The organism is Rhodococcus sp. 27YEA15, assembly GCF_049739425.1.
In the GTDB taxonomy this organism is placed as follows: Bacteria; Actinomycetota; Actinomycetes; order Mycobacteriales; family Mycobacteriaceae; genus Rhodococcus_F.
Window position 1 is genome coordinate 625,409 of the sequence record NZ_JBMHHW010000001.1, and the last position, 25,188, is coordinate 650,596.

General features: G+C 63.6%; 23 protein-coding genes. 8 read left to right on the plus strand and 15 right to left on the minus strand.

What is annotated here, in order from left to right; genetic code table 11:
• Window positions 1-395 precede the first annotated feature (395 nt).
• Both ABH922_RS02930 and ABH922_RS02935 read right to left on the minus strand, forming a co-directional pair.
• Window positions 396-2,312: a propionyl-CoA synthetase gene (locus ABH922_RS02930; RefSeq protein ID WP_424805502.1), complete on the minus strand. Its 1,917-nt coding sequence runs from the start codon at window positions 2,310-2,312 to the stop codon at window positions 396-398.
• Window positions 2,313-2,482: 170 nt separating this feature from the next.
• Window positions 2,483-3,148 (minus strand): hypothetical protein, encoded by a 666-nt coding sequence (locus ABH922_RS02935; protein ID WP_424805503.1) that lies wholly within the window; start codon window positions 3,146-3,148, stop codon window positions 2,483-2,485.
• 113 nt (window positions 3,149-3,261) lie between these two features.
• Between ABH922_RS02935 and ABH922_RS02940 the strand changes: the two genes are divergently transcribed.
• Window positions 3,262-4,764, plus strand: a complete 1,503-nt coding sequence (locus tag ABH922_RS02940; RefSeq protein ID WP_424805504.1) for a hypothetical protein — start codon at window positions 3,262-3,264, stop codon at window positions 4,762-4,764.
• Between the two features lie 2 nt (window positions 4,765-4,766).
• On the opposite strand, the gene ABH922_RS02945 is transcribed toward ABH922_RS02940, so the two are convergent.
• From ABH922_RS02945 to ABH922_RS02965, 5 genes are all read right to left on the minus strand, one after another.
• Window positions 4,767-6,254 carry a carboxyl transferase domain-containing protein gene (locus tag ABH922_RS02945; RefSeq protein WP_424805505.1) on the minus strand — a complete coding sequence of 496 codons (1,488 nt, stop codon included), beginning with the start codon at window positions 6,252-6,254 and terminating at the stop codon, window positions 4,767-4,769.
• A gap of 76 nt (window positions 6,255-6,330) precedes the next feature.
• Complete coding sequence (locus ABH922_RS02950; RefSeq protein ID WP_424805506.1) at window positions 6,331-7,524, minus strand: ABC transporter permease; 1,194 nt, start codon at window positions 7,522-7,524, stop codon at window positions 6,331-6,333.
• Window positions 7,521-8,417, minus strand: a complete 897-nt coding sequence (locus tag ABH922_RS02955) for an ABC transporter ATP-binding protein (protein WP_424805507.1) — start codon at window positions 8,415-8,417, stop codon at window positions 7,521-7,523. The genes ABH922_RS02950 and ABH922_RS02955 overlap by 4 nt, the downstream gene beginning before the upstream one ends.
• A 44-nt stretch (window positions 8,418-8,461) precedes the next feature.
• Window positions 8,462-9,007 carry a hypothetical protein gene (locus ABH922_RS02960; RefSeq protein ID WP_424805508.1) on the minus strand — a complete coding sequence of 182 codons (546 nt, stop codon included), beginning with the start codon at window positions 9,005-9,007 and terminating at the stop codon, window positions 8,462-8,464.
• Window positions 9,000-9,296, minus strand: a complete 297-nt coding sequence (locus tag ABH922_RS02965) for a helix-turn-helix transcriptional regulator (protein ID WP_424805509.1) — start codon at window positions 9,294-9,296, stop codon at window positions 9,000-9,002. Before ABH922_RS02965 ends, ABH922_RS02960 begins: the two co-directional genes overlap by 8 nt.
• 85 nt (window positions 9,297-9,381) lie before the next feature.
• Here ABH922_RS02965 and ABH922_RS02970 point away from each other — a divergent pair, with 85 nt between their 5' ends.
• Both ABH922_RS02970 and ABH922_RS02975 read left to right on the plus strand, forming a co-directional pair.
• Window positions 9,382-9,795 carry a VOC family protein gene (locus tag ABH922_RS02970; RefSeq protein WP_424805510.1) on the plus strand — a complete coding sequence of 138 codons (414 nt, stop codon included), beginning with the start codon at window positions 9,382-9,384 and terminating at the stop codon, window positions 9,793-9,795.
• Window positions 9,796-10,362, plus strand: a complete 567-nt coding sequence (locus tag ABH922_RS02975) for a TetR/AcrR family transcriptional regulator (protein ID WP_424805511.1) — start codon at window positions 9,796-9,798, stop codon at window positions 10,360-10,362. It begins immediately after the preceding gene.
• Window positions 10,363-10,402: 40 nt separating this feature from the next.
• On the opposite strand, the gene ABH922_RS02980 is transcribed toward ABH922_RS02975, so the two are convergent.
• Window positions 10,403-11,389, minus strand: coding sequence for a response regulator transcription factor (locus ABH922_RS02980; RefSeq protein WP_424805512.1), 987 nt, complete (start codon window positions 11,387-11,389; stop codon window positions 10,403-10,405).
• 137 nt (window positions 11,390-11,526) lie between these two features.
• Between ABH922_RS02980 and ABH922_RS02985 the strand changes: the two genes are divergently transcribed.
• Entirely contained in the window at window positions 11,527-12,960 is a 1,434-nt protein-coding gene (locus ABH922_RS02985; RefSeq protein ID WP_424805513.1) for an amidase, read from the plus strand.
• 156 nt (window positions 12,961-13,116) lie between these two features.
• On the opposite strand, the gene ABH922_RS02990 is transcribed toward ABH922_RS02985, so the two are convergent.
• Both ABH922_RS02990 and ABH922_RS02995 read right to left on the minus strand, forming a co-directional pair.
• Window positions 13,117-14,718, minus strand: coding sequence for an ABC transporter substrate-binding protein (locus tag ABH922_RS02990; protein WP_424805514.1), 1,602 nt, complete (start codon window positions 14,716-14,718; stop codon window positions 13,117-13,119).
• Window positions 14,719-15,158: 440 nt separating this feature from the next.
• Window positions 15,159-16,790, minus strand: coding sequence for an ABC-F family ATP-binding cassette domain-containing protein (locus ABH922_RS02995; protein WP_424805515.1), 1,632 nt, complete (start codon window positions 16,788-16,790; stop codon window positions 15,159-15,161).
• A 208-nt stretch (window positions 16,791-16,998) separates the two neighbouring features.
• Between ABH922_RS02995 and ABH922_RS03000 the strand changes: the two genes are divergently transcribed.
• Entirely contained in the window at window positions 16,999-17,811 is an 813-nt protein-coding gene (locus ABH922_RS03000; RefSeq protein ID WP_424809539.1) for an aldo/keto reductase, read from the plus strand.
• Between the two features lie 20 nt (window positions 17,812-17,831).
• On the opposite strand, the gene ABH922_RS03005 is transcribed toward ABH922_RS03000, so the two are convergent.
• Complete coding sequence (locus tag ABH922_RS03005) at window positions 17,832-18,698, minus strand: MerR family transcriptional regulator (protein ID WP_424805516.1); 867 nt, start codon at window positions 18,696-18,698, stop codon at window positions 17,832-17,834.
• 122 nt (window positions 18,699-18,820) lie between these two features.
• Window positions 18,821-20,392, minus strand: coding sequence for an alpha/beta hydrolase (locus ABH922_RS03010; RefSeq protein WP_424805517.1), 1,572 nt, complete (start codon window positions 20,390-20,392; stop codon window positions 18,821-18,823).
• A 197-nt stretch (window positions 20,393-20,589) separates the two neighbouring features.
• On the opposite strand from ABH922_RS03010, the gene ABH922_RS03015 reads away from it, so the two are divergent.
• A complete protein-coding gene (locus ABH922_RS03015) occupies window positions 20,590-21,180 on the plus strand; it encodes a hypothetical protein (protein ID WP_424805518.1) in 591 nt (196 codons plus the stop codon).
• A gap of 268 nt (window positions 21,181-21,448) precedes the next feature.
• On the opposite strand, the gene ABH922_RS03020 is transcribed toward ABH922_RS03015, so the two are convergent.
• Window positions 21,449-22,600 carry an NADH:flavin oxidoreductase gene (locus ABH922_RS03020; protein ID WP_424805519.1) on the minus strand — a complete coding sequence of 384 codons (1,152 nt, stop codon included), beginning with the start codon at window positions 22,598-22,600 and terminating at the stop codon, window positions 21,449-21,451.
• Window positions 22,601-22,726: 126 nt separating this feature from the next.
• Here ABH922_RS03020 and ABH922_RS03025 point away from each other — a divergent pair, with 126 nt between their 5' ends.
• Both ABH922_RS03025 and ABH922_RS03030 read left to right on the plus strand, forming a co-directional pair.
• Entirely contained in the window at window positions 22,727-23,197 is a 471-nt protein-coding gene (locus tag ABH922_RS03025; RefSeq protein WP_424805520.1) for a MarR family winged helix-turn-helix transcriptional regulator, read from the plus strand.
• Between the two features lie 12 nt (window positions 23,198-23,209).
• Entirely contained in the window at window positions 23,210-23,641 is a 432-nt protein-coding gene (locus ABH922_RS03030) for a DUF5313 family protein (RefSeq protein ID WP_424805521.1), read from the plus strand.
• A 69-nt stretch (window positions 23,642-23,710) separates the two neighbouring features.
• Here ABH922_RS03030 and ABH922_RS03035 read toward each other — a convergent pair whose 3' ends face one another.
• Both ABH922_RS03035 and map read right to left on the minus strand, forming a co-directional pair.
• Entirely contained in the window at window positions 23,711-24,268 is a 558-nt protein-coding gene (locus ABH922_RS03035) for an AAA family ATPase (RefSeq protein ID WP_424805522.1), read from the minus strand.
• A gap of 62 nt (window positions 24,269-24,330) precedes the next feature.
• The gene (map, locus tag ABH922_RS03040; RefSeq protein WP_424805523.1) at window positions 24,331-25,107 is read right to left on the minus strand and encodes a type I methionyl aminopeptidase; all 777 of its coding nucleotides are present in this window, start codon (window positions 25,105-25,107) and stop codon (window positions 24,331-24,333) included.
• Window positions 25,108-25,188: the final 81 nt, after the last annotated feature.

The following is a 25,188-nucleotide window of genomic DNA, read 5'->3' on the forward strand; positions in this document are numbered from 1 at the left end:
CGATTCGAACGCAGAGTCGAATCGAACACAGAGTCGAATCTAACACAGCGTCGAATCGAACACAGCGTCGTTCCTCGGGTGTGAATGACGGTGGCCGCTCACCCTGTGTTGCGAGATGAGCGGCCACGGTGCGGTGGTGCTGGGGTCGGAAAGTCGAACTCTACGGTGCGAATGAACCGGGAGAGCCGCTGGGGGTTCGGGTCAGCGACGGCGCCTGAACGATCGCGATAGCCGACGCCGTGCCGCTGGTCCGGCCGGTGATGCCCGGCGGCCGGGCGGTACATCGGCGTCGTCACCGGAGCACAGTGATCCGCCACCATGATGTCGGCGAACTACGAGGCCGACAGCGCACGTGTGACCTTGCCGCGATGCGGCTCCGGTGACGAATGCAGTGCCTATCCACGCAAGAGTTTCGACAAATCGTCCAGCACGGTCACGTCCTCGATGGTCGAGGGCACTGTGTATTCCTCGTTGTCCGCGATCTGGCGCATCGTCTTGCGGAGAATCTTCCCGGAGCGGGTCTTCGGCAGCGCGGCGACCACGGTGACGTCACGGAAAGTGGCGACGGCTCCGATCTGATCACGCACCCGAGCGACCAGTTCCTGTCGAAGGGTTTCAGGATCGATGTCCGCCCCCGACTTGAGGACGACGTAGCCGCTCGGGCGCTGCCCCTTGAGTTCGTCGTGGATACCGATAACCGCACATTCCGCCACAGCGGGGTGCCCGGCAACCACAGCTTCCATGCTGCCGGTCGAAAGGCGATGCCCGGCAACGTTGATGACGTCGTCGCTGCGGCCGAGCACGAAGACGTAGTCGTCTTCGTCGATGTAGCCGGAATCGCCGGTGAGATAGTAGCCGTCGAACGTCGACAGATACGACTTGACGTATCTGTCGTCGTCACGCCACAGTCCTGTCAGAGTTCCCGGAGGCAAAGGTAATCCGATGACGATGTTGCCCTCGGTGCCCGCGTCGACGAGCTGTCCGGATCCGTCGACGATCTGGACCCGGTATCCGGGGCAGGCGACGGTGGGGGAACCGGCCTTGATCGGCATCGGTTCCAGGCCGCGCAGGTTCGCGCAGATCGCCCATCCGGTCTCGGTCTGCCACCAGTGGTCGACCACTGGACGGTCCAGCACTCTGGTGGCCCACTCGTAGGTGTCGGGGTCCAGGCGCTCGCCCGCGGCAAAGAGGGTGTTCAACGACGAGATATCGTATTTTTCAAGCTCTTTCGCATCCGGATCGGCTTTGCGAACGGCACGGATCGCGGTTGGTGCGGTGAACAGCGCCGAGACACCGTACTCGGCGACGATACGCCAGAACGCACCGGCATCCGGCGTGCCGACAGGTTTGCCCTCGTACATGACCGTCGTCGCGCCGGCCAGCAGTGGGCCGTAGACGATGTACGAGTGCCCGACCACCCAGCCGACGTCAGATGCTGTCCACCAGACCTGACCAGGGCCGATGTCGTAGAGGTTCTTCATCGTCCACGTCAGGGCAACAGCATGTCCGCCGTTGTCACGGACCACGCCTTTGGGCTTACCCGTGGTGCCGGACGTGTAGAGGATGTAGAGAGGATCGGTGGCGGCCACCGACACCGGGCCTACCGCAGGGGCGTCGGCCATGAGATCGTCCCAGTCGAACCAGGCAGAAGCACTGGCCCGGTAGTCGGCGGCGGTGCCCGGGATCTGCTCTCGTTTCTTGACGATCACCGTGTGCGCCGGAGTGGCGGACAGCTGTAGAGCTTTTTCGACCATCGGTAGGTACTCGACGGTGCGGCCGGGTTCCAGACCGCCGGACGCGGTCACCAGCACCACCGGCCCGGCGTCGTCGATGCGGGCGGCGAGCTCTTTGGCGGCGAACCCGCCGAAGACCACCGAGTGGACGGCACCGATGCGGGCGCACGCGAGCATCGCGACGGCAGCTTCCGGGATCATCGGCATGTAGATGACGACGCGGTCTCCGGCGACGACACCCTGGGCTTGTAGTACGCCCGCGAACAGCGAAACCTGCTCGAGCAGTTCCGAGTACGAGTACGTGACCTTGGTGGGAACCATGGCGGAGTCGAAGATCAGCGCGGTGTGGTCGCCGCGCCCGTCACGAACGTGCCGATCGAGAGCGTTGAAGCTGGTGTTCAGTGCGGCGCCGGGAAACCACCGGTAGACGGGCGCGGCCGAGTCGTCGAGAGCCCTGGTGGGTGCGACATCCCAATCCACCGCGTGCGCGGCGTCGAGCCAGAATTGCTCCGGCTGGTCGATACTGGCGCGATAGACCTGGGAATATGTTGTGTTCGGCGCCTGCTCGGTGGAGCTCATCGACGTGTGTCCTCTCGTGACTGAGCTGATCTGTGACCTGAAACACCTTAGGCGACGAGAAGCTTCGATGACCAAGCCCGTGCATCGGTCGCGGATCTTTGCGCCGGGAGGCCGATATCTGTCGGTCAGCGGCTCGACATTGCGGCTGGCGAAATCGGCACGAGTAGCGATCAGAGCGAGGCGCGGGTGAAAGTGCCCGAATCGAGCGAAAGTGACAATGCCGAATCGACTCCGACTTCCGGGTAGGAGAGGGAAACGGTGATCGTCGCACGTGGTTCGGGTCTGGGGCTGAGGAAGTAAGAAGCGCCGACTCCCGAGTCGAAACTGTATCCGGTAGATCCGTGAAGCCATGGGCTCGACGTGTCCGAGCCCTGCGGCGCATCCGATGGAAGGCAGGCCTTGTTGGTCACCACCGTGCCATCGGGACACACGACCCCGAGATATGCGCCTTGCACGATCTTGGACCGTGTCCGGGGGCCGACGTAGATCCGCTGCGAAGGAGGCAGCGCAGGCATAGTGCCGCTTCGAGCTCGGACGTCGAACGCGATCCCGTTCTCGTAAACCCGAATATGTGCCAACTCGAAGTTGATGTCGCAGGCGTGGTGCCGCGGAAAAGAGATCGAATCCTCACTCTGGAACAGGGGTGGGTGACTCCTCGGCCGAACGCGGAGCGGAGAAACGGCTGTCCGCCTCGACCGCCGTTGCAGATCCGCTGCTCGGCGATCGTCGAGTCGTGCGATGTGTCGGACCATGTCGGGCGGAAGCTCGCCGACACGTACGAAATTGACGCGCCGTACCCCGGGCGCGTCCGGGTCCATGTCCTCGACCCACTGCACGGTTCGATGGTGCCACCAAGATGCCGCCACGGTCCAGGGTAGGCAGCAGAAACCTCGGGCAGGGGTATTCGAGTTGGTACAGTCGTCCCCATGATCAATCCGTTGAAAGGCGCATGACGCGCCCACGCACGCTTGTCGTGCAGATCGACGGCGTTGCGATCGAGGACGGCGAAATCGCGCCACCGCGTATCGGTGAGGTGACCGAATTCCCGCTCCGATTTGTCGAACAACCTGTATCGGCCGCCGATACTCTCACCGTTCGCGCTCTGCTGGAGGCGAGTGATCGTGGACCGGTTCTGCAATCTACCGGCCATGGCGTGCCTCGCCGTTGGGAATGGAACGGGACCTTGCGTGGCGATGGTTGGACGGCGTCGTGGCGAGGTTTTCGGCCACGGACCGGGCCGGTGGAGCTGACCGGTCGGTTCTACGGGGTGATGGGTTACGACACCCCGGAGACTGTGCGTGGGAGGGTGACCCGCGTGCAGTTGGTCAACGAGCGCTACCGTCGGCCTCCCGGGAACCACGGGGGGAGCATCGTCGTAGAGCACCGCACGTTCCGTGACGTCGAGGCGTCACCCCGCTTCTTCGACAGCGACGTGTTCATGCGCGATGACCCGTTCGAGGTGGACCGTGCCGTGGGAGTGATGATCGACCTCGATCTCGATGACGTACCACCCGTCCCGCCCCGTCCGCCGATCGTTCCCGGCGACGTGTCGGCGTCCGGTGAGATGTTGTGGATCGTGGACCGTGAACTCCCGCTCGTCGTGATGCTCGATGCCGATCATGTTGCCCACGAGTATGTTCTACCGGGCTCGATCGGCAGCTCCCGGCATCTGTGGGCCGTTCCGTCGGGCTGTTGGGTGGGCGGTGCGGACGGTCTGTACTGGTGCGCCGCTGGTGCGGAGCCTCGCCGAATCTCCGAGCGTCCGACGTATCAGGGTGCTGTCATCGGCGAGACTTTCCTGGCATGCCCGCCTGGGACGACGTGGTTGTCGTACACGTCGGATCGCGAGCCGGTCTCGGTGCAAGTGCCGGACGGATACGTCAGCGCGATCGGCGTCGACGGTGAATCCTTTGTCGTATTGGCAGAGCAGCGCCGTGCCCATGCCGAGTCGACGCATCGACTGGTCCGGGTCACCGTCTCCGGTGAGGTGACGGTCGGTCCGGACTTACCGGCGATGCAAGGGTGGGTCACGCCGTACCTCGCCGGAACACCCCTACGGTTGGTTCGCGGTAACGTCGCGGTGCAGATTCTGCCCGACCTGACGTACGGGGTGGTGCAGCAGGTCGGCGGCCGTGCATTCCACGGGGGTCAGGTCGGCGAGTTCGTCTGGATCATCGGTCACCCGCCGGACGGGACGTCGAGTACCGGATGGTGGCCGCTGCCGGCTCCTGTCGATTACGATCGCACGCGCCAGTTCTGGCTCTTCACGCTGTTGGATGCGGGCACACTCGAACCGGTGTCGAGCACCCCTCTGCTCGCCACCAACCCGGCAGTGACAATTGACCACAGAGGAACGGTGTGGGTGATAGCCGAAGGTCTACAGTCGATTCCGGCTGAGTCGATGCTGTGGCCGCCCGCCGTCGACGTGGCAGCTCTCCTCGACGGGGACTGATCTCACGGTATCGTCCCGAGGTTGCGGTAACGCGCCATGCGAGCGGCCTGGCGGTCGGAGTCGGACAGTACGGTCAGAGAGGCGAGTTCGTGGGCGAGCGCTGCGCCGACGCGTTCGGAGAACTCGACCGGCTCGTCGGCCGCGTCCGGATGTTCGGGAATGATCACGTCGATCACGCCGTCTCGTAGCAGGTCGGAGGAACGGATACCTTGAGCTGCAGCCATTTCCGGTGCGTGGGTGACGTCGCGGTGGACGATGGCGCTGGCGCCTTCGGGAGGTAGCGGCGCCAACCAACCGTTCTGGGCGGACAGCACCCGGTCGGCGGGGAGCAGGGCGAGTGCACCGCCGCCGGTGCCCTGTCCGAGGATGACGGAGATGGTCGGAGTTTTCAGCATCACCAGATCGGCGATACAGCGCGCGATTTCGGGCGCTAGGCCGCGTTCTTCGGCTTCCTTGGACAGCGACGCCCCCAGGGTATCGATCACCAACACCAACGGGAGGTGGAGTTCTTCGGCGAGTCTCATACCGCGGCGCGCCTCCCGCAATGCGGCCGGCCCCATCGTGTTCTCGGCCGATTGGCCGCTGCGGTCCTGCCCCAACAGTACACAGGGGAAGCCGCGGAAACGTGCCAGCGACAACAGGATAGTGTTGTCCGTCTCGCCTTGACCGGTGCCGCTCAGCGGCACCTGTTTCGTGGCGGCGTATTCGAGAAGTTGCCGAATGCCGGGCCGGTCGGCGCGCCGTGAGAGCATCACAGACTGCCACGCGGGAACGTCGGGAACCTCTACGACTGAATCGTAGGGTGCTGGTTCCGGGGCTGGTGGGTCGGTGAGCACGCACAGCACTCGATCGACGAGTAGGCGCAGGCGAGTCACGGGTACGACAGCGTCGATCACCCCGTTGTGATACAGATTCTCCGACGTCTGGACGCCCTCGGGAAACTTGGTGCCGTACAGCGATTCGTAGACGCGGGGACCGAGAAACCCGATCAGAGCGCCCGGTTCGGCTACCGTGATGTGCCCCAACGATCCCCACGACGCGAACACCCCACCGGTGGTGGGATCGCGTAGATACACCAGATACGGAAGATGAGCAGCCTTGTGCACGGCGACCGCTGCGGCGATCTTGACCATCTGGACAAAGGCAATGGTCCCTTCCTGCATGCGGGTTCCGCCGGATGTGGGGGAGGCGAGCAGGGGGAGATTTTCGGCGGTGGCGCGTTCGACGGCAGAGACGATGCGCTCGGCCGCTGCAACTCCGATCGAACCGGCGAGAAAGGCGAATTCGCAGGCGATGACGGCAACGCGTCTGCCTCGGACCGTGCCGACGCCGGTGACGACGGACTCGTCCACTCCGCTCTTGGCTCGCGCACGTTCGAGATCGGCCGCATACTTCGGGCCGGGATCGACGTCGATCGGCGCCTGGTCCCAGGACTGGAAGCTCTCGGGGTCGAGGACTTGGATCAGTAGTTCTTCAGCCGAGATTCGCACTACACCCTCCACATTCAGCGGTACCGCGTTCAGATGAACCTACCTGGACGCGGTACCGCTGGTGCAGACGACGTCGTCAGCGGCCGAAGGCTTCCTTCCAGGACACGACCTTGCCGATGCGAAGGATGGAACGCTGGTAGATCTTTGCCGCGATCATCGACAGGATGCCGGTGACGACGAGCATCAGCACGATGGTTGCGACCACCTGTACCGGCGACGCGACACCGGCCGCGATGCGCAGCGGCATCAGAACAGCCGAGAACGGCGGTATCCAACTGAAGACGTTGCTCAACGTGCCGTCGGGATTGCCGACGGACGACATCGCCACGCCGACCATCGCGATCACCAGGACGATCAGCGGCATCGCGGTCGCGTTGACGTCCTCCTGTCTCGACACCATGGAACCAGCCGCGGCGTAGAGCACGGCGAAGAACGCGAATCCCAGAACGAACCAGCCGATCGTGCCGAAGAGAACGCCCACGGCCGTACCGGTAACCGTGAGAACTCCGGTGGCCAACCCGGTGACGATGCCTGCGGTAGCGTACACCGCCAACTGTGCCAGTCCGACCGTCCCGATTCCGATCACCTTGCCCCACAACAACTGAAGTGGTCTGAGGGTGGAGAGCAGAAGCTCGACGACGCGACTGGACTTCTCCTCGACGACGCCCATGGCGACATACGTTCCGAAGAGCAGTATCTGCATGTAGAGCAGCACGACGGCGGCAACCGACATGGCGATACGTTGCCCCTGCTCTGGGTCCGGCGCAGTGATGGTGTCGACGGTGACTTCGGCACCCGCTGTGGCGGCGGCGAGCTGGGCTGCATCTACGCCCGCTGCGGCCAGGGCATTGGCCTGGGCGCGCTGGGCGACGGCGCTGTCGACGACGGCCCGTAGCTGCGAGGGGATTTCCTTGTCGGAGACGGCAGTGACGCTCCCGTTGACACCGTCGACTATCGCGAGGTCGAGGCGGCCGTCCGCAACGTCGTTGCGGCCGGTCTGCTCGTCGCTGATCTCGCGGATGTCCACCGGCAGCCCCAACGCGTCGGCAGTGGCGGTCAGCGATGGTACGAGGGATTGATCGCCGGTCAGGCCGATCGTGGTTTTGTCCTCGTCGCCACCGGTGAACAGGGAGATCGCGACGATACCGCCGATGATCGCGATCAGAATGATGATGTTGCTGATCACGAAACTCTTCTTGGCTACCTGGGTGACGAATTCGCGTCTGGCGACCAACGCTATTGCGCGCGTGCCTTTCAGTCCGGTATTCATGCGGACACCACCTCTCGGAACAGATCGGTCAAGGTCGGTCGATGGACGGTGAATTCGTGTACCGGCCCGGTGGCGAGAGCTGCGTGCAGGATCTGTTGGTCGTCGGCCGAGTCGTCGACGCCGAGCAGTGTCCGGCCCTCGAGGTGGCTCAGAGTGGTGACGCCGACGAGGTGATGCGCCCACCCCACCGGAGCGCCCGGTGCGAATACTTCGATTCGGCCGTCGCCCTTGCCTCGCAGTTCGTCGACGGTGCCGATTTCCCGCATGCTTCCGCGACTGATGATGCCGACCCGATCGCACAGACGTTGGACCAGATCCAGCTGATGACTCGAGAAAATCACCGGCACGCCGGTTCTGGCCTTTTCGACCAGAACGTCACTCATGACGTCGACGGCGACCGGGTCGAGTCCGGAAAACGGTTCGTCGAGAACGAGAACCGCCGGATCGTGGACGAGTGCCGCGGCGAGTTGCACTCGCTGCTGGTTGCCGAGCGAGAGCGAGTCGACGGTGTCTTTCGCCCGGCTGTCGATGCCCAGACGTTCCGTCCATCGGGCAGCGGCGGCCTGGGCCGCAGACTTCGACAGGCCGTGTAGTTCGGCGAGGTACGCAAGTTGCGCACCGACTTTCATCTTCGGGTACAGGCCGCGTTCTTCCGGCATGTACCCGATGGTGCGCCTGACGTCGAGGTCGACAGGTTTACCGTCCAGGCGGACCTCACCACCGTCGGAGGCGAGCACACCCAAGATGATGCGCATCGTGGTGGTCTTGCCGGCGCCGTTGCTGCCGACGAATCCGAAGATCTCGCCAGGGCGTACTTCGAAGCTTAGATCGTCCAGGGCTACCACGTCGCCGTAGCGTTTGGAGATGCCGTCGATCGTGAGGGTTGCGGACATGGTTCGTTCCCGTCGGTCGAGTAGAGCACGGTCGGTGTGGGTGGTCAGTTTTCGGACGGTTCGATATCGCTCGGATCGATGTCGGGTCTGGTCCAACCGAGGATCATCGCCGGGGTGCATGCGCCGATCAACATGGCGCTCAGTGCAAGAACTCCGCCGGCGTAGCCCAGCCTTTCGATATTCCAGTGGAGCACGGATGCGAAGATCAGGAACAACGCCACGATCAGGACCAGTGTCTGGGTGACCGTCAAGCCGATGGATCTGGCCTCGTTGCGCTGCTGTATCTCCCACTCGTCGAGGGCATCTTTCGGTGCGTCACCCTGCCTTCCGGAGACAAGTTGCAACGACGTCCACACCGGAAGAAACATGAAGGAGATGACCGGCCAGGCAAGCGCGGCCATCGGAAAGAACAGGCAGGCTGTCGACGCGACGACCATTGCCGTGAAGAGGACGCCGAGTGTGACGACCAGAATGCGCCGCCGATGCCGAGTGCGCCAACGAGGCAACATGTGTCGAGTGTCAGCCTCACCCTTGAGGAACCGGCGAGTTCGGTAATCTTGGTAGCGCGTGAGCACATTCGATTCAGGCACTGGGTGTTTCACTCCTTTCGGAGACTCGAGTCGACCGATAGATCTCGGTGGACAGTGGGCCGAATTCCCGTCGGGAGAACACGGCTTCCACCGGGAGGTCGAACACCTCGCAGATGCGGAACGCGAGGTCCAAGCTCGGATAGTGATCGCCGCGTTCGAGTGCGCCCACGGTTTGCGGGTTGACGTCGACGAGTGCTGCCAGGTCGGCCCGAGTCAGCTTGCGCTCGGCACGTAGCACGCCGATGCGATTGAAGATGGGGAGCGCAACTCCCCGCCGGACTGGGCTCATGCGTCAAAGTGTTGTAAAAACCCAACGATTTGTCAACGCGAGCGAATCGCAGTCATTGTTACGGTACGTACTGTATCGTTTTGGTATGACTACTTGGCCGAACAATCTGACGGTAGCGCAAGTGCGCGTAGCCCGCCCCACCGATCGACTCGACGACGTGATCGCCTTCTACCGCGACTGCCTCGGGCTTCCCGAGCTGTACCGTTTCACCGGCCACGCCGGGTACGACGGAATCATGCTCGGGCTCCCCGATGCTTCGTACCACCTCGAATTCACCACCTATGAGGGCGGAAGTCCTTGTCCTGCACCCACTGAAGACAATTTGCTCGTGCTCTACTTCGCCGGTGAGGCGGCCATGTACGAGGTGGTCCAGCGGCTCGGCGAGGCCGGACACCAACCCGTCGAATCCGAGAATCCCTACTGGGCGGAGAATGCAGGAATGACATTCGAAGATCCGGACGGTTGGCGGCTGGTGCTCATGCCGAGATCGGTGCTGTAGATGGCGCGGGCTCGCGACGAGAAAATCGACGACGCCGTCCTCGTCGCAACACTGGAGCTGTTGGGCGAGAACGGCTATGCAGAATTGTCCATCGGGGCGGTGGCGGCCAGGGCAGGCGTACACCGTCCTGCGATCTACCGGCGGTGGCCGTCGAAACGTCACCTGGTCGTCGATGTGGTCGTGGCGAATGTGGGAGCCAGTCCCACGCCCGATACCGGTGACCTGCGAGCCGACCTGATCGCCGGTATCACGACTCTGGTTGTGGGACTGGGGGAGACGACCGTGGGCAGGATCTTGCCTGCGATGGTCGCTGATCTGGCGGCCGATCCGGAACTGGCGAAGAAGTTCCACGCCGTGTTCTTTCAACCTCGACGCGACTCCACCGCGGCCGTGCTGGAATCTGCGCGTCGACGCGGTGAGATTCGCGTCGATTTCGATCTGGAATTCGTTCTCGACGCCCTGGCCGCGCCGGTCTACTATCGGGCGTTGTTCGGCCACCTGCCCATCGACAACGTGCTGGCCGAACAGTCTGTGGATTCCGTTCTTGCGGCGCTGGCCCCGCACTGAGGTGGTCGAGCAGGTACTTCGGTGACGACGGGCCGAGGGATCAGGAAGGCTCCACCGAACACCGAAGAGCGTCGAGACTGTCCAGGTCGTGTTCGAAAGCGACCCGGGCAAGAGCGGTGCGATTGGGTGCCCCGACCTTGGCCAGTGCGGATTCGACGTGGCTGCGCGCCGTGCGTACCGAAATGCCCAAGGCTTCCGATATCTGCTCGTTGGACCACCCCCTGGCCACCAGGCCGACGACGTCCAGCTCACGGGCGGTGAGGCCGCCGAACATGTCAGCCCGGCTGATTCGGATCAGCGCTGCGCCGGACCTCTCGGCGACACTCACCCGCCACCACCGACCGTCGGTACCGCGCTGACGTAACACGGTGCGCCCGGCTCCGTCGGCAGCCGTGAGGCGGGCCAGTCGGCGCAGATCCGAAACGGAGAGAACGGCGCCGTCCATCGTTCCGGCTCGAACGTCGACGGTATCGTCGGCTATCGACGCGACGAACTCGGCGGCGGTGTCCTCGGCCTCGGCACCCGGATCGACGAGCCCGGACAGTTCGTTCGACAACAATGTCAGTGCCAGGCGGGCGTCGTCGTCGAGTGGGCGAGCATGCGTCGAGCTCATCGCGACAAAGCCGGGGCGCACCACACCATGGCCACTGCCGAGCAGCGGCAGCGTCAATCCCTCGTGGAAGCCGTTTGGCTGCAATGCCTCTCGGAAGGTCCGTGTCGACTGAACATCGAACGGAAGGTCGATGAATCGCATGGCTACCGAGTGTTTGAGGATGTAGTCGTGTCCGGGACAGCTGCGTGCGTACGTTGTTGCGATGAACTCGACGACATCATGGGGATAGTCGAGGTTGACAAGAATCGGCTGGCCGCCGCCGCTGCTGCCGAGGCCGTTCCCGACCAGCACGGCGCAGTCGAAGCCCAACCCGTCACGAGCGGTGCGGATGGGAACCTCGACGGGTGCGTCACCGTGGCCGGCCGCGCGCACTTCGGCGGCGAAGCGAGTCCACCACTGGATGCTGTTCGCCATCTCACCTCCCGGATCGGCCGAAGTCTACCCACCACATCGGCCGTTCGGCCGATGTGGTCCATGACACAACCGGGCACCATCGGCGTCGAGCCATTCCGAGTGGGGTGGTCCCACCACGACATGGAGGAGAATCATCGATGAACATCGACGAGTACGCAGCCCTCGACGCGACCGGCATGGCCGAGGTGATCGCCTCGGGCGAGGTGACCGCCGACGAGATTGCGGCAATAGCCACGAAGGCGATCACCGCAGTTGACGACAAGATCAATGCCGTGGCGACGGGACCGTTCGACCGACCCCTCGAGTACGCACCGGACGGACGGTTCGCCGGGGTGCCGTTCGCGATCAAGGATCTGGTCTGTCACGCGGCGGGTGTGCCGACGAGGATGGGTACCCGCATGCTCGGTGACGGAATCCGTCCGCCTGCCGATACTCATCTGATGGAACGTTTCCGGGCAGCCGGACTTGCGACGCTCGCGGTGACGACGACGCCGGAATTCGGTTTCAATGCCAATACCGAGGCCGTCACCTACGGGTCGACGCGGAACCCGTGGAATCTCGACTACAGCGCAGGCGGGTCGAGTGGTGGATCGGCGGCGCTCGTCGCGTCAGGTGCAATCCCGATCGCGCACGCGAACGACGGCGGCGGTTCGGTCCGGATTCCGGCGGGCTGCAACGGGCTGGTCGGCCTCAAGCCCAGCCGCGGCCGAATCCCGATGGGCCCCGACATGGGTGACGCGCTGAGCGGATTCGCCATCGAATTCGCGGTGACACGGTCTGTTCGTGACACTGCGGCATTGCTCGACGACGTGGCTGTCAGCTACCCCGGTGACCGCTTCGTCATCGCCCCACCCAGTCGTCCGTGGGCCGAGGAAGTCAATGCCGATCCCGGCAGCTTGCGCATCGCCGTCCACGCCGAGTCCTGGGCGGACACGTACGTCGACCCCGAGGTGGCCGCAGCCGTCGATTCGGTGGCGTCCACCCTCGAAGCGGCAGGCCACCGAGTAGACCGCGCGACTCCGATCTTCGACTGGCAGCAACTGCTCGATGCACACGTCGTGATCTGGTCGGCGTTCCTGGCCGAGTCGGTTGCCGGCATCGAGGCGATGACCGGAATCGTCGCCGGTCCGGACAACCTCGAACGAACCACGTGGGAGTGCGTCCAGTACGGCCGTCGGGTTACCGCGGTGCAGTTGGGTATGGCGAACGCGATCATCAACACGGTTTCCCGCGAGGTCGGGCGCTTCTTCACCGAGTACGACGTTCTACTGACCCCGACCAGCAACTCGCCGTCGGTTCCGCTGGGGCAGTTGAACGCCGACGCGGAGTTGACCGCCGAAGAGTGGACCAAGCAGATCTTCGACACCTGCTCGTTCACCCCGTTGTTCAATGCCACCGGTACTCCGGCGATCAGTTTGCCGCTGGCCCAGTCGTCGCGGGGCCTGCCGATCGGGCTGCAGTTCGCGGGACCGATGTGCTCGGAGTCGCTGCTGCTGCGCCTGGCATCGCAGCTCGAGCAGGCACTGCCGTGGGCGGATCGTCGACCCGGTGTGCACGTGACGTCACTCTGACGCGCACCATCGGCGATTCCGAAGGTGTTCGAAATCAGCAGATTTCGAACACCTTCGGAATCTGGAGACGGGTGCCGCGTCAGAGTGACGTCACTGGATCAATTCGGCAGTCGAAGCGAAAAACTTCCACTGCAGATGAATTGAGCCACAGTTCGACTACTGGTAGAGCCGCAATGCAGAACCGTTGAGTGTCTTGCCGAACGAGATCCCGGCCTTGTTGAAGTACAGGTGCGTGATCGCATCGGCGAACGTCACACCGGAAGCCGATCTGACGATCTCCGATTCTGCGTCCGCCCAGGCGTCGCAGGCTGCTTCGCCGGTCAAACCGGACGCCTTTGCCACGGCCGCGTCGTAGGCGGGGTTGTCGATCGAGGAGAAGTTCTTACCGGTAGCGGGAACCGGTCCGCTGAAGTACCCGGTGAAGGTGCTCGGGAGCGAAGAATTGATCTGAATCCAGGCGATGTCCCACGCAGAGTTGTCCTTACCGCTGAGGATGATGTCGATGATCCTGTTCTCGTCGCCACCGGTCACCTCGACGTGTGCGCCGAGTTGGGTCCACGCCGACTGTGCCAGTTCAGCTGCCGCATTGCGCGGATCGTCGACACCTTCGTAGACGAGGCGCAGGTTCAGGGGCTTTCCGTCCTTGCTTCGCTTGCCGTTTGCGTCGGCGGTCCACCCGGCGGCGTCCAGGGTTGCCTTGGCCGCACTCGGATCGAACTCGGGAAGATTGTCGGTGACCGAGTCGTAGACGCAGGCGCGCGGTTCGACGGTGACGAGGCTGGTTGCCCGCACCCCGTTTCCGGCGGTGACGACCTGGGCCAGGTCATCGAGATCGACCGCTTGGAGCAATGCCTTGCGGACGGCGGGATCGCTGGTCGGGTTGCTGTCAATCTGATTGAAGTACATCTGACCGGCCGACATCGGTCGTTTGATCGATGTGAGATTTGCGGCCTCGATCCGGTCCTTGTCCGGCCCGTCGATCGGTGCTGCGTTGAGTTCACCCGACAGAAGCTGGTTTGCTGCTGTGCTGACGTTCGGTGCCACTGAGGCGATGACGGTCTTGGGGACACCTGGTGTGTCGGAGGTGGTGCCGTCCGGCCCCCAGTTGTAGCCGGCACGACGTTCGAACGTGTAGTAGTTTCCTGCGGCGATTTCGGTGACTTCGAACATGCCGGTACCGAGTGAGGTCTTGCTCGACGCCGTCGGATCCTTCAGTCCGGCGTCACACAGGATCAGGAGACGACCGACGTTGAGGAGCAGAAACGGGCTGGGGGCCGCGGTGGTCACCGTGACGGTACGTGTCGAGGGGTCGACTGTTGCCGTTGCGCCGGTCGGGACGACCGAGCCGCGCAGCCGTGAACCGTTCTCGGGATCGGCGACGAAGTTGATGTTGTCCGCGACGGTCTGAGCGGTCAAGGTCGATCCGTCGGTACAGATCACACCTTCGCGAATGGTGAAGGATGCCGATGTCGGGGTTTCTTCCCACTTTTCGGCCAACCACGGTCTTACTTCACTGGTCTCGGGATCCTGGTAAACCAGGGCGTCGTACGCCAGTCGCGAAATCTCACCGGTGGCCGAGGACGCCGACATGATCGGGTTGAGTGCGCCCGGATCAGCCTCCAGGGAGAGCCGGAAGGTTCCGTCGACGAGGGGGTCACCGCCGCCGGAGCCTGAGGACGTGCCTCCAGAGCCGCAGGCGGACAACACGAGAGCGAGCCCAACGGCTGCTGCAAGTGTCGGATAGGAGCGATGGTTCATGGTGCCTCCGTGATGGCGCCGGGGCCCGAGGAAAAACGTGAGGGCGCGTTCGAGTGATGACGGTTAGATCTTGACCGACGTCGTGACGCGCATCTCGGTCGATTCGCACTAAAATTCGATCGACTTTTGTCCGCTCCCACGAGAATCGAATTGACGAATAGTTACCTGCCGAGAGTCGGCAGCGTACCGTCGGGCATTTCCAGTCGATCTCGGCACCGACATCCTCCAACTGCCGAGAGTGACCGCCACTGGGAACCGCGGCCTCCGGGAAGGCTCGTTCGAATGTTGTGGCCGTTCGTGATTCGAGCGTTGCAGTACCGAGCGATGGTCTGATCCGAGCGCGAGAACCGTTGTTCGACAAAGCCTGCGAGCTCTCGACGTCGACGCCGGCCGAACACGCTCAGCCGAATCGTTCTCGGCCGTGAACTCCGGCGAGCGATTCACTCCTCGTAAAGTTTTCCGCCGTCCATACGCCAACGTCGGGTGCTGCGAGTGGAACTGAGCATACGGCGATCATGAGTGACCAGTAGGAGTGTTCCCTCGAAGGATTCCATCGCCTGCTCGAGTTGTTCGATCGCCGGAAGATCGAGATGGTTGGTGGGCTCGTCCAGCACGAGGAGGTTGACGCCGCGAGCCTGCAATAAAGCCAATGCCGCCCTGGTTCTTTCGCCAGGTGACAGAGATTCGGCAGATCGCAGGACATGGTGACCGCGTAGCCCGAACTTGGCCAGCAGAGTACGAACGTCGGCGTCGAGCCAGTCCGGAACCTGCGCGCCGAAGGCTTCGACCACCGGCTGATCGCCCGCGAACAGATCTCGGGCCTGATCGATCTCGCCGATCGCCACGCCCGAACCCAAGGACGCAACACCTTCGTCGGGGCGCAGTTTGCCGAGTAGAACTGCAAGTAGCGTGGACTTGCCTGCCCCGTTGGCGCCGGTCACCAGAATGCGATCGCCCCAGTCGATTTGGGTGGTCACCGGACCGAACACGAAATCGCCACGGTTGACGATCACACCGTTGGTGGTTGCCACCACCGCGCCCGAGCGCGGGGCGGACGCGATCTCCATGCGGAGATCCCATTCCTTGCGCGGCTCCTCCACCACCTCGAGGCGTTCGATGCGGCGCTGCGTCTGCCGCGCCTTCGCCGCCTGTTTCTCGGTCGATTCGGTACGAAGGCCGCGCCCGATCTTGTCGTTGTCCTTCGCTTTTCGGCGTGCGTTCCGGACGCCGTGTTCCATCCAGTTGCGTTGCATCTGCGCGCGATCCTCGAGATCGGAGCGGGTGCCCGCGTATTCTTCGAAGGCTTCGCGCGCATGCCGGCGGGCGACTTCACGTTCGGCCAGATACGATTCGTAGCCGCCGTCGTACACGGCGATGTTCTGTTGTGCCAGATCGAGTTCCACGATTCCGGTGACGGTTCGGGAGAGGAACTCGCGGTCGTGACTCACCACGACGAGTGCGGCGCGGGTCTCGGCGACGAAGCGTTCGAGTTGTTCGAGACCACGCAGGTCCAGATCGTTGGTGGGTTCGTCGAGGAGCAGGATGTCGTAGCGCGAGAGAAGGAGCGACGCCAGTCCGGCGCGCGCGGCCTGGCCGCCGGAGAGCCCGCTCATGTGTGCGTCGAGGGGGACTCCGAGGCCCAGCTCGGCTGCCACTTTCTCGGCCCGCTCGAACAGGTCGGCGCCGCCGAGAGTGAGCCACCGTTCCAGTGCCGGGGAGTAGAGGTCCTCGTCGGAATCGGCCAGCGTTTCGGCAGCCGTGTTCATGATTTCCTCGGCCGGCGTGACGCCGGTACGTCGGCCCAGGAACTCGATCACGGTCTCGCCGGCGAGACGATCCGGTTCCTGCGCGAGATATCCCACGGCGGCATCGGGCGGGCTCAGAGTGATCGACCCCTCGATGTCGGCGCTACCGATACCGGCCAGTGTGGTCAACAGCGTCGACTTGCCTGCCCCGTTGGCCCCCACGAGGCCGATGACGTCGCCGGGCGCCACGGTGAGATCGAGATCGGCGAACAGGGTTCGTTCGCCCCGGGAAGCCGAGAGTCCGCTGATGCGCAGTGTTGCAGTCACCACACCAGTATCCCAGCTGATCGGAGTCCGGTATGCCACCGCTCACACACTTATTCTCAACGGGACGAATAACCCTGTTTCGCCAGGTGGGATTGTGTTTCGATGACTTCTGCAATGCCTTCGGTCCAGATACTCGGGAATGCCTGGGTTTCCGACCGTGTTGGCCCGAAACATGACCGAAAGTAACGACGTGACTTCTGTACCGACGATTGTTCTCAACGACGGCAAGGCGATTCCCGCGCTCGGGTTCGGAGTCTTCCAGGTACCGGACGACGAGACCCAGGCTGCGGTGTCGTCCGCACTGAAGGCCGGATACCGCAGCATCGACACCGCCAAGATCTACGGCAACGAGGTGGGTGTCGGTCGCGCCGTCGCCGAGTCCGGGATCGCGCGCGAAGACCTCTACATCACCACCAAGCTGTGGAACGCCGAGCAGGGATACGATTCGACGCTGGCCGCTTTCGACGCGAGCCTCGACAAGCTCGGCTTGGATTACCTGGACCTGTACCTGATCCACTGGCCCGTCCCGTCCCAGGACCTGTATGTCGACACCTTCAAGGCCTTCCAGAAGCTCAAGGCAGACGGCCGGGTGCGCTCCATCGGCGTCTCCAACTTCACGATCGATCACCTCCAGCGTGTCATCGACGAGACAGGCGAGGTACCGGCACTGAACCAGATCGAGCTGCACCCCCGTTTCACTCAGACCGAACTACGGGCCTTCCACACGGAGAAGGGCATCGCCACCGAGGCGTGGAGCCCGCTCGGGCAGGGCGCTGTGTTGGGCGATCCCGTCATCACCGCTATTGCCGACGCCCACGGCGTCACCGACGCTCAGGTTGTCCTGCGCTGGCACCTGCAGATCGGCAACGTCGTCATCCCCAAGTCGGTCACCCCGGAGCGTATTGCGGCGAACTTCGACATTTTCGGATTCGAGCTCACCCCGGACGAGATCAATGCCATCGGCGCACTCGACGACACGGACGGTCGGATCGGACCCGATCCGTCGGTCTTCGGCGGCTAGCACCTCGTACGAATCGCTGGTCACGATGGCGCGGCCGGCGGCCGGTTTCGACTTCCGAGACCCGCCGCCGGCCGCTGTTCGGCCTTCGACAGCGGCGAGTCGATCTCGTCCGTCGATGGTCCGAAGGATGCGAGACGGGCGGCGACGGCCCGGGCGAACGTCTCCTGCCCCGGCGAACGATGCTCGCTCTGGTGTTCCTCCAGGAGCGCGAGCAGTCTGCCGGCCCGCTCCACGAGCGGAGACGTATCCGCGTCGACCTGCTCGGGCAGCACAACTTTCAGGAAATCACAGAAATCTTCGGCGAGCGCCTCGACGACGTTCACGTCCGGCTCCTGATCGTCCAGCGTCGCGATCCGAGTGATGAGGCCGATCCCGCGGGTCCGGTTGTCATCGGCGAGCACCCGTCGGTGTATACCCAGGAAATAAGACAGCACGTACTCGGTGTCGTCGGCGACCGTCAGCGCGAGAATCAATCGCTCCCGCTCCTGGCTCATCATGTTCTCCGGCGCTCCTGCGGCCTCGTACTCGGCAATGACCTCGGCGAACTGGTCGGGGAGTTCCGGATCCAGTGAATGGCGAAGCGATGCTATCGTCGCGCGTCGGGACTCGATCACCTTCATCTGGTCCGACAGTTCGTCGTCGAGAGCGTCGAGAGCGTCGTGGACATCGGCGGGGCGACCGCCCAGAAGATCACGGATCCGCGCGACCGGTAGCCCCAGAGCGCGCATCCGTCTGATCCGGCTCAACCGCACCAGATCCTGGACGCGATACACGCGATAGCCGTTGTGCTGGCGTTCGGGCTCGTCGAGTAGGCCACACGAATGGTAGTACCGAACGGATTTGACCGTGGTGCCGGCAAGCTCCGCCAATTCGCCGATCTTCAGCATGAGCGCCCGCCTCCGCACTCCGTCACCGTGATGTTCACATCCACAGTCTGCCCGGCGACATTCACATCCACAGTCAGTCCTACCGATACCCGGCCGACCCGGAGTCGGCCGGGTAGATGTTGCTAGGAGCACTCGATATCGGTCTCGGGCAGTGTGCCGTCGAGGAGATAACTGTTGACAGCGGCGTTGGCACACGAGTTCTCGTAGTCGGGGAACACCGCGTGGGTTCGGCCAGGAACAGTGACCAGACGTGAGCCGCGCATCGCCTCGTGCATGCCGATGCCCTCCTCGTACGTGGTTCGCGTGTCACCGGTTGCCTGGATGTGCAGTGCCGGAACATCGTTGTCGACGGTGATCCGAGCAGGCGGCTCAGCTCGCCAGAACGCGCACGGCAGGATCGTGTTGTGAATGCCGGCGAAAATCGGCTGATCTTCTCGATGCTCCTCGAACCTGTCGCGGTACCACTGCGGATCATTCGACATGGACACGTCACCGCACACGATCGCAATGGTGCCGGCGTAGTCCGCGCCGGTCCTGATCTCGGTGTGGAACCACGCATTCAGTAGACCGGCCAGTTTGGGGTGAATCGTCTCGACGCTCTTCCCGTTCGCCACATCGCGCAACTGCGTCAGGGTCTGCGCGAACGCCGCACTGTCCTTCTCGGAGTCGGTGGTTGCGTTGAAGTACATCAGGAACGGAAGAACATGGTCGTCCACCTGGTACTCGCCGACCTGAATCGGCGCCGACGCGGCATCGGAAACAAGCTTCTCGATCATCGCGCGGACCTGCGCGGGAGTCGACCCGAGTGCGTACGTCGCGTCGCGTTGGGCTGCCCATCTGGAGAAGTCGTCGATCGCCTTCTCGTTCGCCGGGCCCATGTCCTGGAACATCTGATAGCCGTACTTTGCCGGATCGGGCGCGCTGTCGAGAACGACGCGATCGATCTTGTCGGGGAACATCTGGGTGTAGGTGGCACCGAGGAAGGTGCCGTAGGACCAGCCGAAGTACGACGCCTTGTCCTGGCCCAGAGCTGCGCGAATCACGTCCAGATCGCGGGCGATGTTCTGGGTGTTGATGTGTGGCAGATAGTTCGGGTACTTGTCCCAACACTTGTCCGCTGCCTCGCGAGCGAGATCCACACTTTCGTTCCAACCCTGCTCGGTGGTGCCGGGGGCGCGCATCCAGGTCATCTGGGTCAAGCCGCAATCGAGCGGAGTGCTCTTGCCGAGCCCCCGGGTATCCATGCCGATCACGTCGTACGTCGCTGCGACGTCCGGTGTCATTCCTTCGCGGAGAATGGCCGGGAGGCCAAGCCCGCGTCCACCCGGACCGCCCGGATTGGTCAGCAGTATCCCGCGACGCTCGGCGGGGTCGGTGGATGCCAAACGGGAGATCGCGACTTGAATCGTCTCGCCCGACGGATCGCTGTAGTCCAATGGAACTGTGACCAGGGCGCATTCGCTGTCCGGTCCGGCCGCCGTATCCTCGTCGCACGACGTCCACGCAAGGCTTTGGTTCTGGTAGGAACTCAGATCCATTGCAGCAGAGGGCGATGCAGTGGCACTGGCGGATGCAGTGGTATCCGAGGACTCGGCCGTTGTCACCGCATCGGTGTCCGAGCACGCCGTGAGGGCTCCAGCGGCGAGTACGGAAGCAACGGCTGCGCAAACAAGCAGCTTTCGTGATCTTCTCAAGGTTTCACATCCTTACGTGTCGATCTCGCGATGTGGTCCATCGTCGAACTCTGCCCCGGGGGCAAGGTCAAGCCGGTGGGGCCCGGAGTGGCCGGCGCCACTTCGATCGGAGAATCTCGCCCCGGCTCAGCTCGATTCCGATACGCCGGCACGGCCCGGGCGTCAGCAGTCGGTGCGGTGTGGTGAAGAATGGGGGAATGGGCCTGACCGTGTGTACCGATGTGGCAGCCGCGAACTGGCTGATTCGGCAGCCCGTCCCATGGCATCACCTAGCGGTCAAGGGGCCCATCGGATTTCCGTCCTGCGCACGGCTCCGGTTCTTGCCGGACCCCGCGTTCGACGGTCAGCGCGAAAGCGCTGCGCACTACCCGGACGGCGGCCCCGGAGAATCCGAACAGATCACCGTCGTTCTGGAAACTCTGTCCGCCTTCACCACCACGCCGGACGACTGCTATTTCTGCTTCTGGGACGGTTGGGGGATGAGCGTCGTCGACGACGGTATTCCGATGGTGACCATCCCGAATCGCAGCTACTGGCTGTTCCGTGGTGCACCAACCTGTTCCGGAGATCTGGTAGACGGAGCCCGGTTCGACCCCCGGGGCGTGAGCGCGGTCCCCGACCCGGCGTTCATCTGGCCGGCAGATCACGCATGGTGTTACACCCACGACGTCGATCCGCATTTCGCGATCATCGCGGGCCCCACCGAAGCGATCGACCTTCTGGTTGCGGATCCCCGGATCGATGCGGTCACCCACGATCTCGATGTGGAGCCGCTCTACTTCCGGTGATCGAAATCGGGTGTCACGTGCCGCGGATGGGCCGCACGGTCGAAACAGGACATGTTGGAGCGATGCTCCGCGACTACGCCGGCCGGCCCGGTGGCGACTGTTCTATCGGCCGTAGCGGTCCGCCGCCGTCGCAGAGTGAACGACTCCGGTTACCGAAACTCGTGATCGGACCGGCGGCTGAGCGGCTGCGGACTCGACCGGCGTCGCCGAGACGGAAAACGGCGCTCCCGCAATACCGCAGGAGCGCCGTTCGTCGGTGGAATTTCGGTCAGGTCAGGTTGATTCGGTGCTCGGCGGTGAAGGCGACGTGTTCGTCCGTACGCCCAGTGCGAACCTTCTCCACCCATTGCGGATCGGCGAGGAGTGCACGGCCGATTGCCACGAGATCGAATTCTCCGTCCTCGTACTGTGCTTCGAGTTTGTCCAGCCCGGTGACGGCAGCATCCGGGTCACCGGAGAATGCCGTCGTGAACTCGGTGTCGAGTCCCACCGATCCGACGGTGATGGTCGGTACGCCGGTCACCTTCTTGGTCCACCCGGCCAGGCCGCGGGTGCCGTCCTCGCCCTCGAGATCGGCGAAAGCCGGCTCCCAGTGCCGGCGCGTCGACGCGTGCAGCACGTCCACCCCGGCGTCGACGAGTGGTGTGAGTATGCGCTCGAGTTCCTGCGGACCCTGCGCGATCTTGGCGTCGTAGTTTCCGGACTTCCACTGCGAGAAGCGGTAGACGATGGCGAAATCCTCGCCGACGGCGGCGCGAATGGCAGCGACAACTTCGGCGGGGAATCGAGTGCGGGCTTCGAGGGAACCGCCGTAGCCGTCGGTGCGGACGTTGGTCCGGGCCCACAGGAATTCGTCGAGAAGGTAGCCGTGTGCGCCGTGCAGTTCGAGTCCGTCGAAGCCGGTGTTCTTGGCATTGATCGCCGCGTCCACCCATGCCTGCCGAAGCACGTCGAGGTCTGCCGTGGTGAACTCACGACCGAGTGGAGTTCCGTCGAGGGCGAGTCCGGACGGGCTCACGGTCTGCACGTCGGGGTTCAATCGAGGGGAGTTGCCGCGCTCTACGCCGAGGTGCCAGAGCTGCGGAATGATAGATCCGCCTTCGGCGTGGACTGCGTCCACCACGGCCTTCCAGCCGCTCAAACTTTCGTCACCGTAGATTCGGGGTACCCGAGTCTGCGGTCCGGCAGCCGGGTCGGGGATGTACGTCCCCTCGGTGACGATGAGACCGACACCGCCCGCCGCGCGCCGACGGTAGTACTCGGCCACATCCGGTCCAGGGATTCCCTCCGGGGAGAATCCGCGGGTCATGGGCGCCATCGCGAAGCGGTTGCGTAGCGAGAGCGATTTGACCTCGAACGGTTCGAACAGGCCGCGCAACGCGGGAGCCTCGGAGGGGTTCGTCGTGTCGGAAAGAGTCACGGATGAAACCAACCGGAGTCGAGCGCCCGCTATTCCGAGATGAGCGCCACAGTGGTGTGATCGAGTCCGCCAAATGATTAGTGCAATAATAGTTATCGCACTAATCAATCTGGTACGGTGGAGGACATGACCACCACGCCGGCCCGGACGCCGATGGATGACCCGCTGGCTCTCGACCGGCAGGTATGTTTCGCCCTTGCCGTGGCGAACCGCGCGGTGCTCTCGGTGTATCGCCCGTTGCTGGAACCGATGGGGCTCACTCATCCGCAGTACCTCGTGATGCTGGCGCTGTGGGGGAAAGCGCCGATGGCAGTCAAGGAGATCGGCCAGGCGTTGCAGCTCGATTCGCCAACCCTCTCACCCCTGCTCAAGCGTCTCGAGGCCGCCGGGCTGATCACTCGAACTCGCAGTCGCTCGGACGAACGTCAACTCGAGGTCGATCTGACGGACGCGGGAACCGCGCTGCGTGAACAAGCGGAGAAGATACCGCCTGCGGTGGTAGCGAAACTCGGAGTGAGTCTCGCGGAGCTCGAAGAACTTCACTCCGTGCTCACGAGGGTGAACGACGCGGCACTCGGTGCCGGAGCCTTGGATTGACGGAGAAATGCAATGACGATGTCGACACACGAGAGACGGGGGAAAGCCGTGACCACCTCGAAGAAAGCCGCGAGGCCCAATCCTGCTCAATGGGTGGCATATTCGATCGGCGGTAAGCTGCCGGACTCGATGCAGGACTGGGTTCGCAACGACCTGATCGGCGACCGCGCCGTGCCGAGGCACCTTTTCAGGTCCATGGTGCCGTTCGTTCCCGTGTTCGCGGCTTTCATGTTGTTCCCCGGCCCCTTGGCGCTACGGGCGTCGATGGTGCTGCTCGGTGTTCTCCTGGCCTTGTTCTACTCCGTTGCCTACATGTCGCAGAACAGGTCTCGCCGTCTCGAGCGCCACGGATTACCGCCTGATCTCGAGAACCCGAAGAAGGCGTCACGGCACAACGCCGAGAAAGCGGCCTACGAGAGACTGCACGGGGGTCCCCAGCAGTAACTCCGGCGATCGGGTTCGGGTTCCTCCAAGCAGTGGTTGCTCGCGACCGGTGATGCGATCTCCCGGGATTTACCGAGGTGCGGTGGTTGTCATGGACTTCGTGTACTCGAGAATGCGTTCCACGGCGAGGTCGGGGCCGACCGCGGCCGTGTCGATCACCAGACGTGGTGTCGTCCAGGCTGCGTAATCGCGGTCGACGATTTCTTGCCACGTCGGCGCAATGAGTTCGGGCACGGTCACGACGCGATGCTCGGCCCGGTACCGATGTTGCTCGATGTCCGAACATACGATTTCGATGTCGACGACGGGAACCGAAGCACGACTGGCTGTCTCATGCCAGGCGGAACGGGTCAGCTCCAGTGGATTGACGCAGTCGACGACGGCGGTGAGCCCCAGGAGTAGATGATCGAGAGCCAGCGCATGAGCGACGACGTATCCGGCTGCTCCGCTCGAGTCGGTCAGGCCCGCCCGGACGAGCGACTGCTCGATACTGTCGAGACGTAGATACGGCGCGCGGACGTGTCGGGCAAAAGCTTGAGAGACCGTGGACTTTCCGGTAGCCGGCAATCCGGCGAACACCACCAGTAGTCCGGATGTTGCTTCCGCCCCCGCCTGCTCGTCGCTCATGTCGACGAACCTACGCCCATGTAGTCGATTCCGTGGGTGTCGGCGCCCGCGGACGCTTCAGGCTACGGCTGGCGCGGCGAGGTGAGAATCTCGGCTCCGTCGTCGGTGATGGCGATCGTGTGTTCACTGTGCGCCGTCCGGCAGCCGGTCGCGCTTCGAAGCGTCCACCCGTCGGGATCGGTGACAAGTTCGTCGGTATCGGCCATGATCCACGGTTCCAGCGCCAGCAGCAGGCCTGGGCGTAGCTTGTATCCACGACCGCGCCGTCCGGCGTTCGAGATGTGTGGGTCCTGGTGCATGGTCGATCCGATGCCGTGTCCGCCGAACTCGGTGTTGACCGGGTAACCGGCGTCATGCAGGACCGAGCCGATGGCGTACGAGATGTCACCGATGCGGGCTCCGGGACGGGCGGCCGCGATCCCGGCGTTCAAAGCACGCTCGGTTGTCTCGATCATCTTGACGCTTGCAGCAGGTCTCGACTCGCCGACGAGAAAGCTGATTGCGGAGTCGGAGGCGATTCCGTTCTTGACGACGGCGAGATCGAGTGTCAAGAGATCCCCGTCGGCAAGGACATAGTCGTGTGGAAGTCCGTGGAGCACGGCATCGTTGACGCCGGTGCAGATGTAGTGGCCGAATGGTCCGCGCCCGAAGGACGGGGCGTAGTCGACATAGCAGGACTCGGCTCCGGCCTCGATGATCATCGCCTTCGCCCAGCGATCGATGTCGAGAAGATTGGTTCCGACTGCCGTGCGGTTCCTCAGTGTGTGCAGGATGTGCGCGACCAGGGCGCCTGTCTCTCTCGCTCTATCCAGTTCAGTGGGATTCAATATCTCGATCATCCAGCGTCCTTTTCACGTAACCAACACCCGTACCGGTCATACTATACCGGTATAGAAATGGGTGTCGGTACGGAAGTGGCG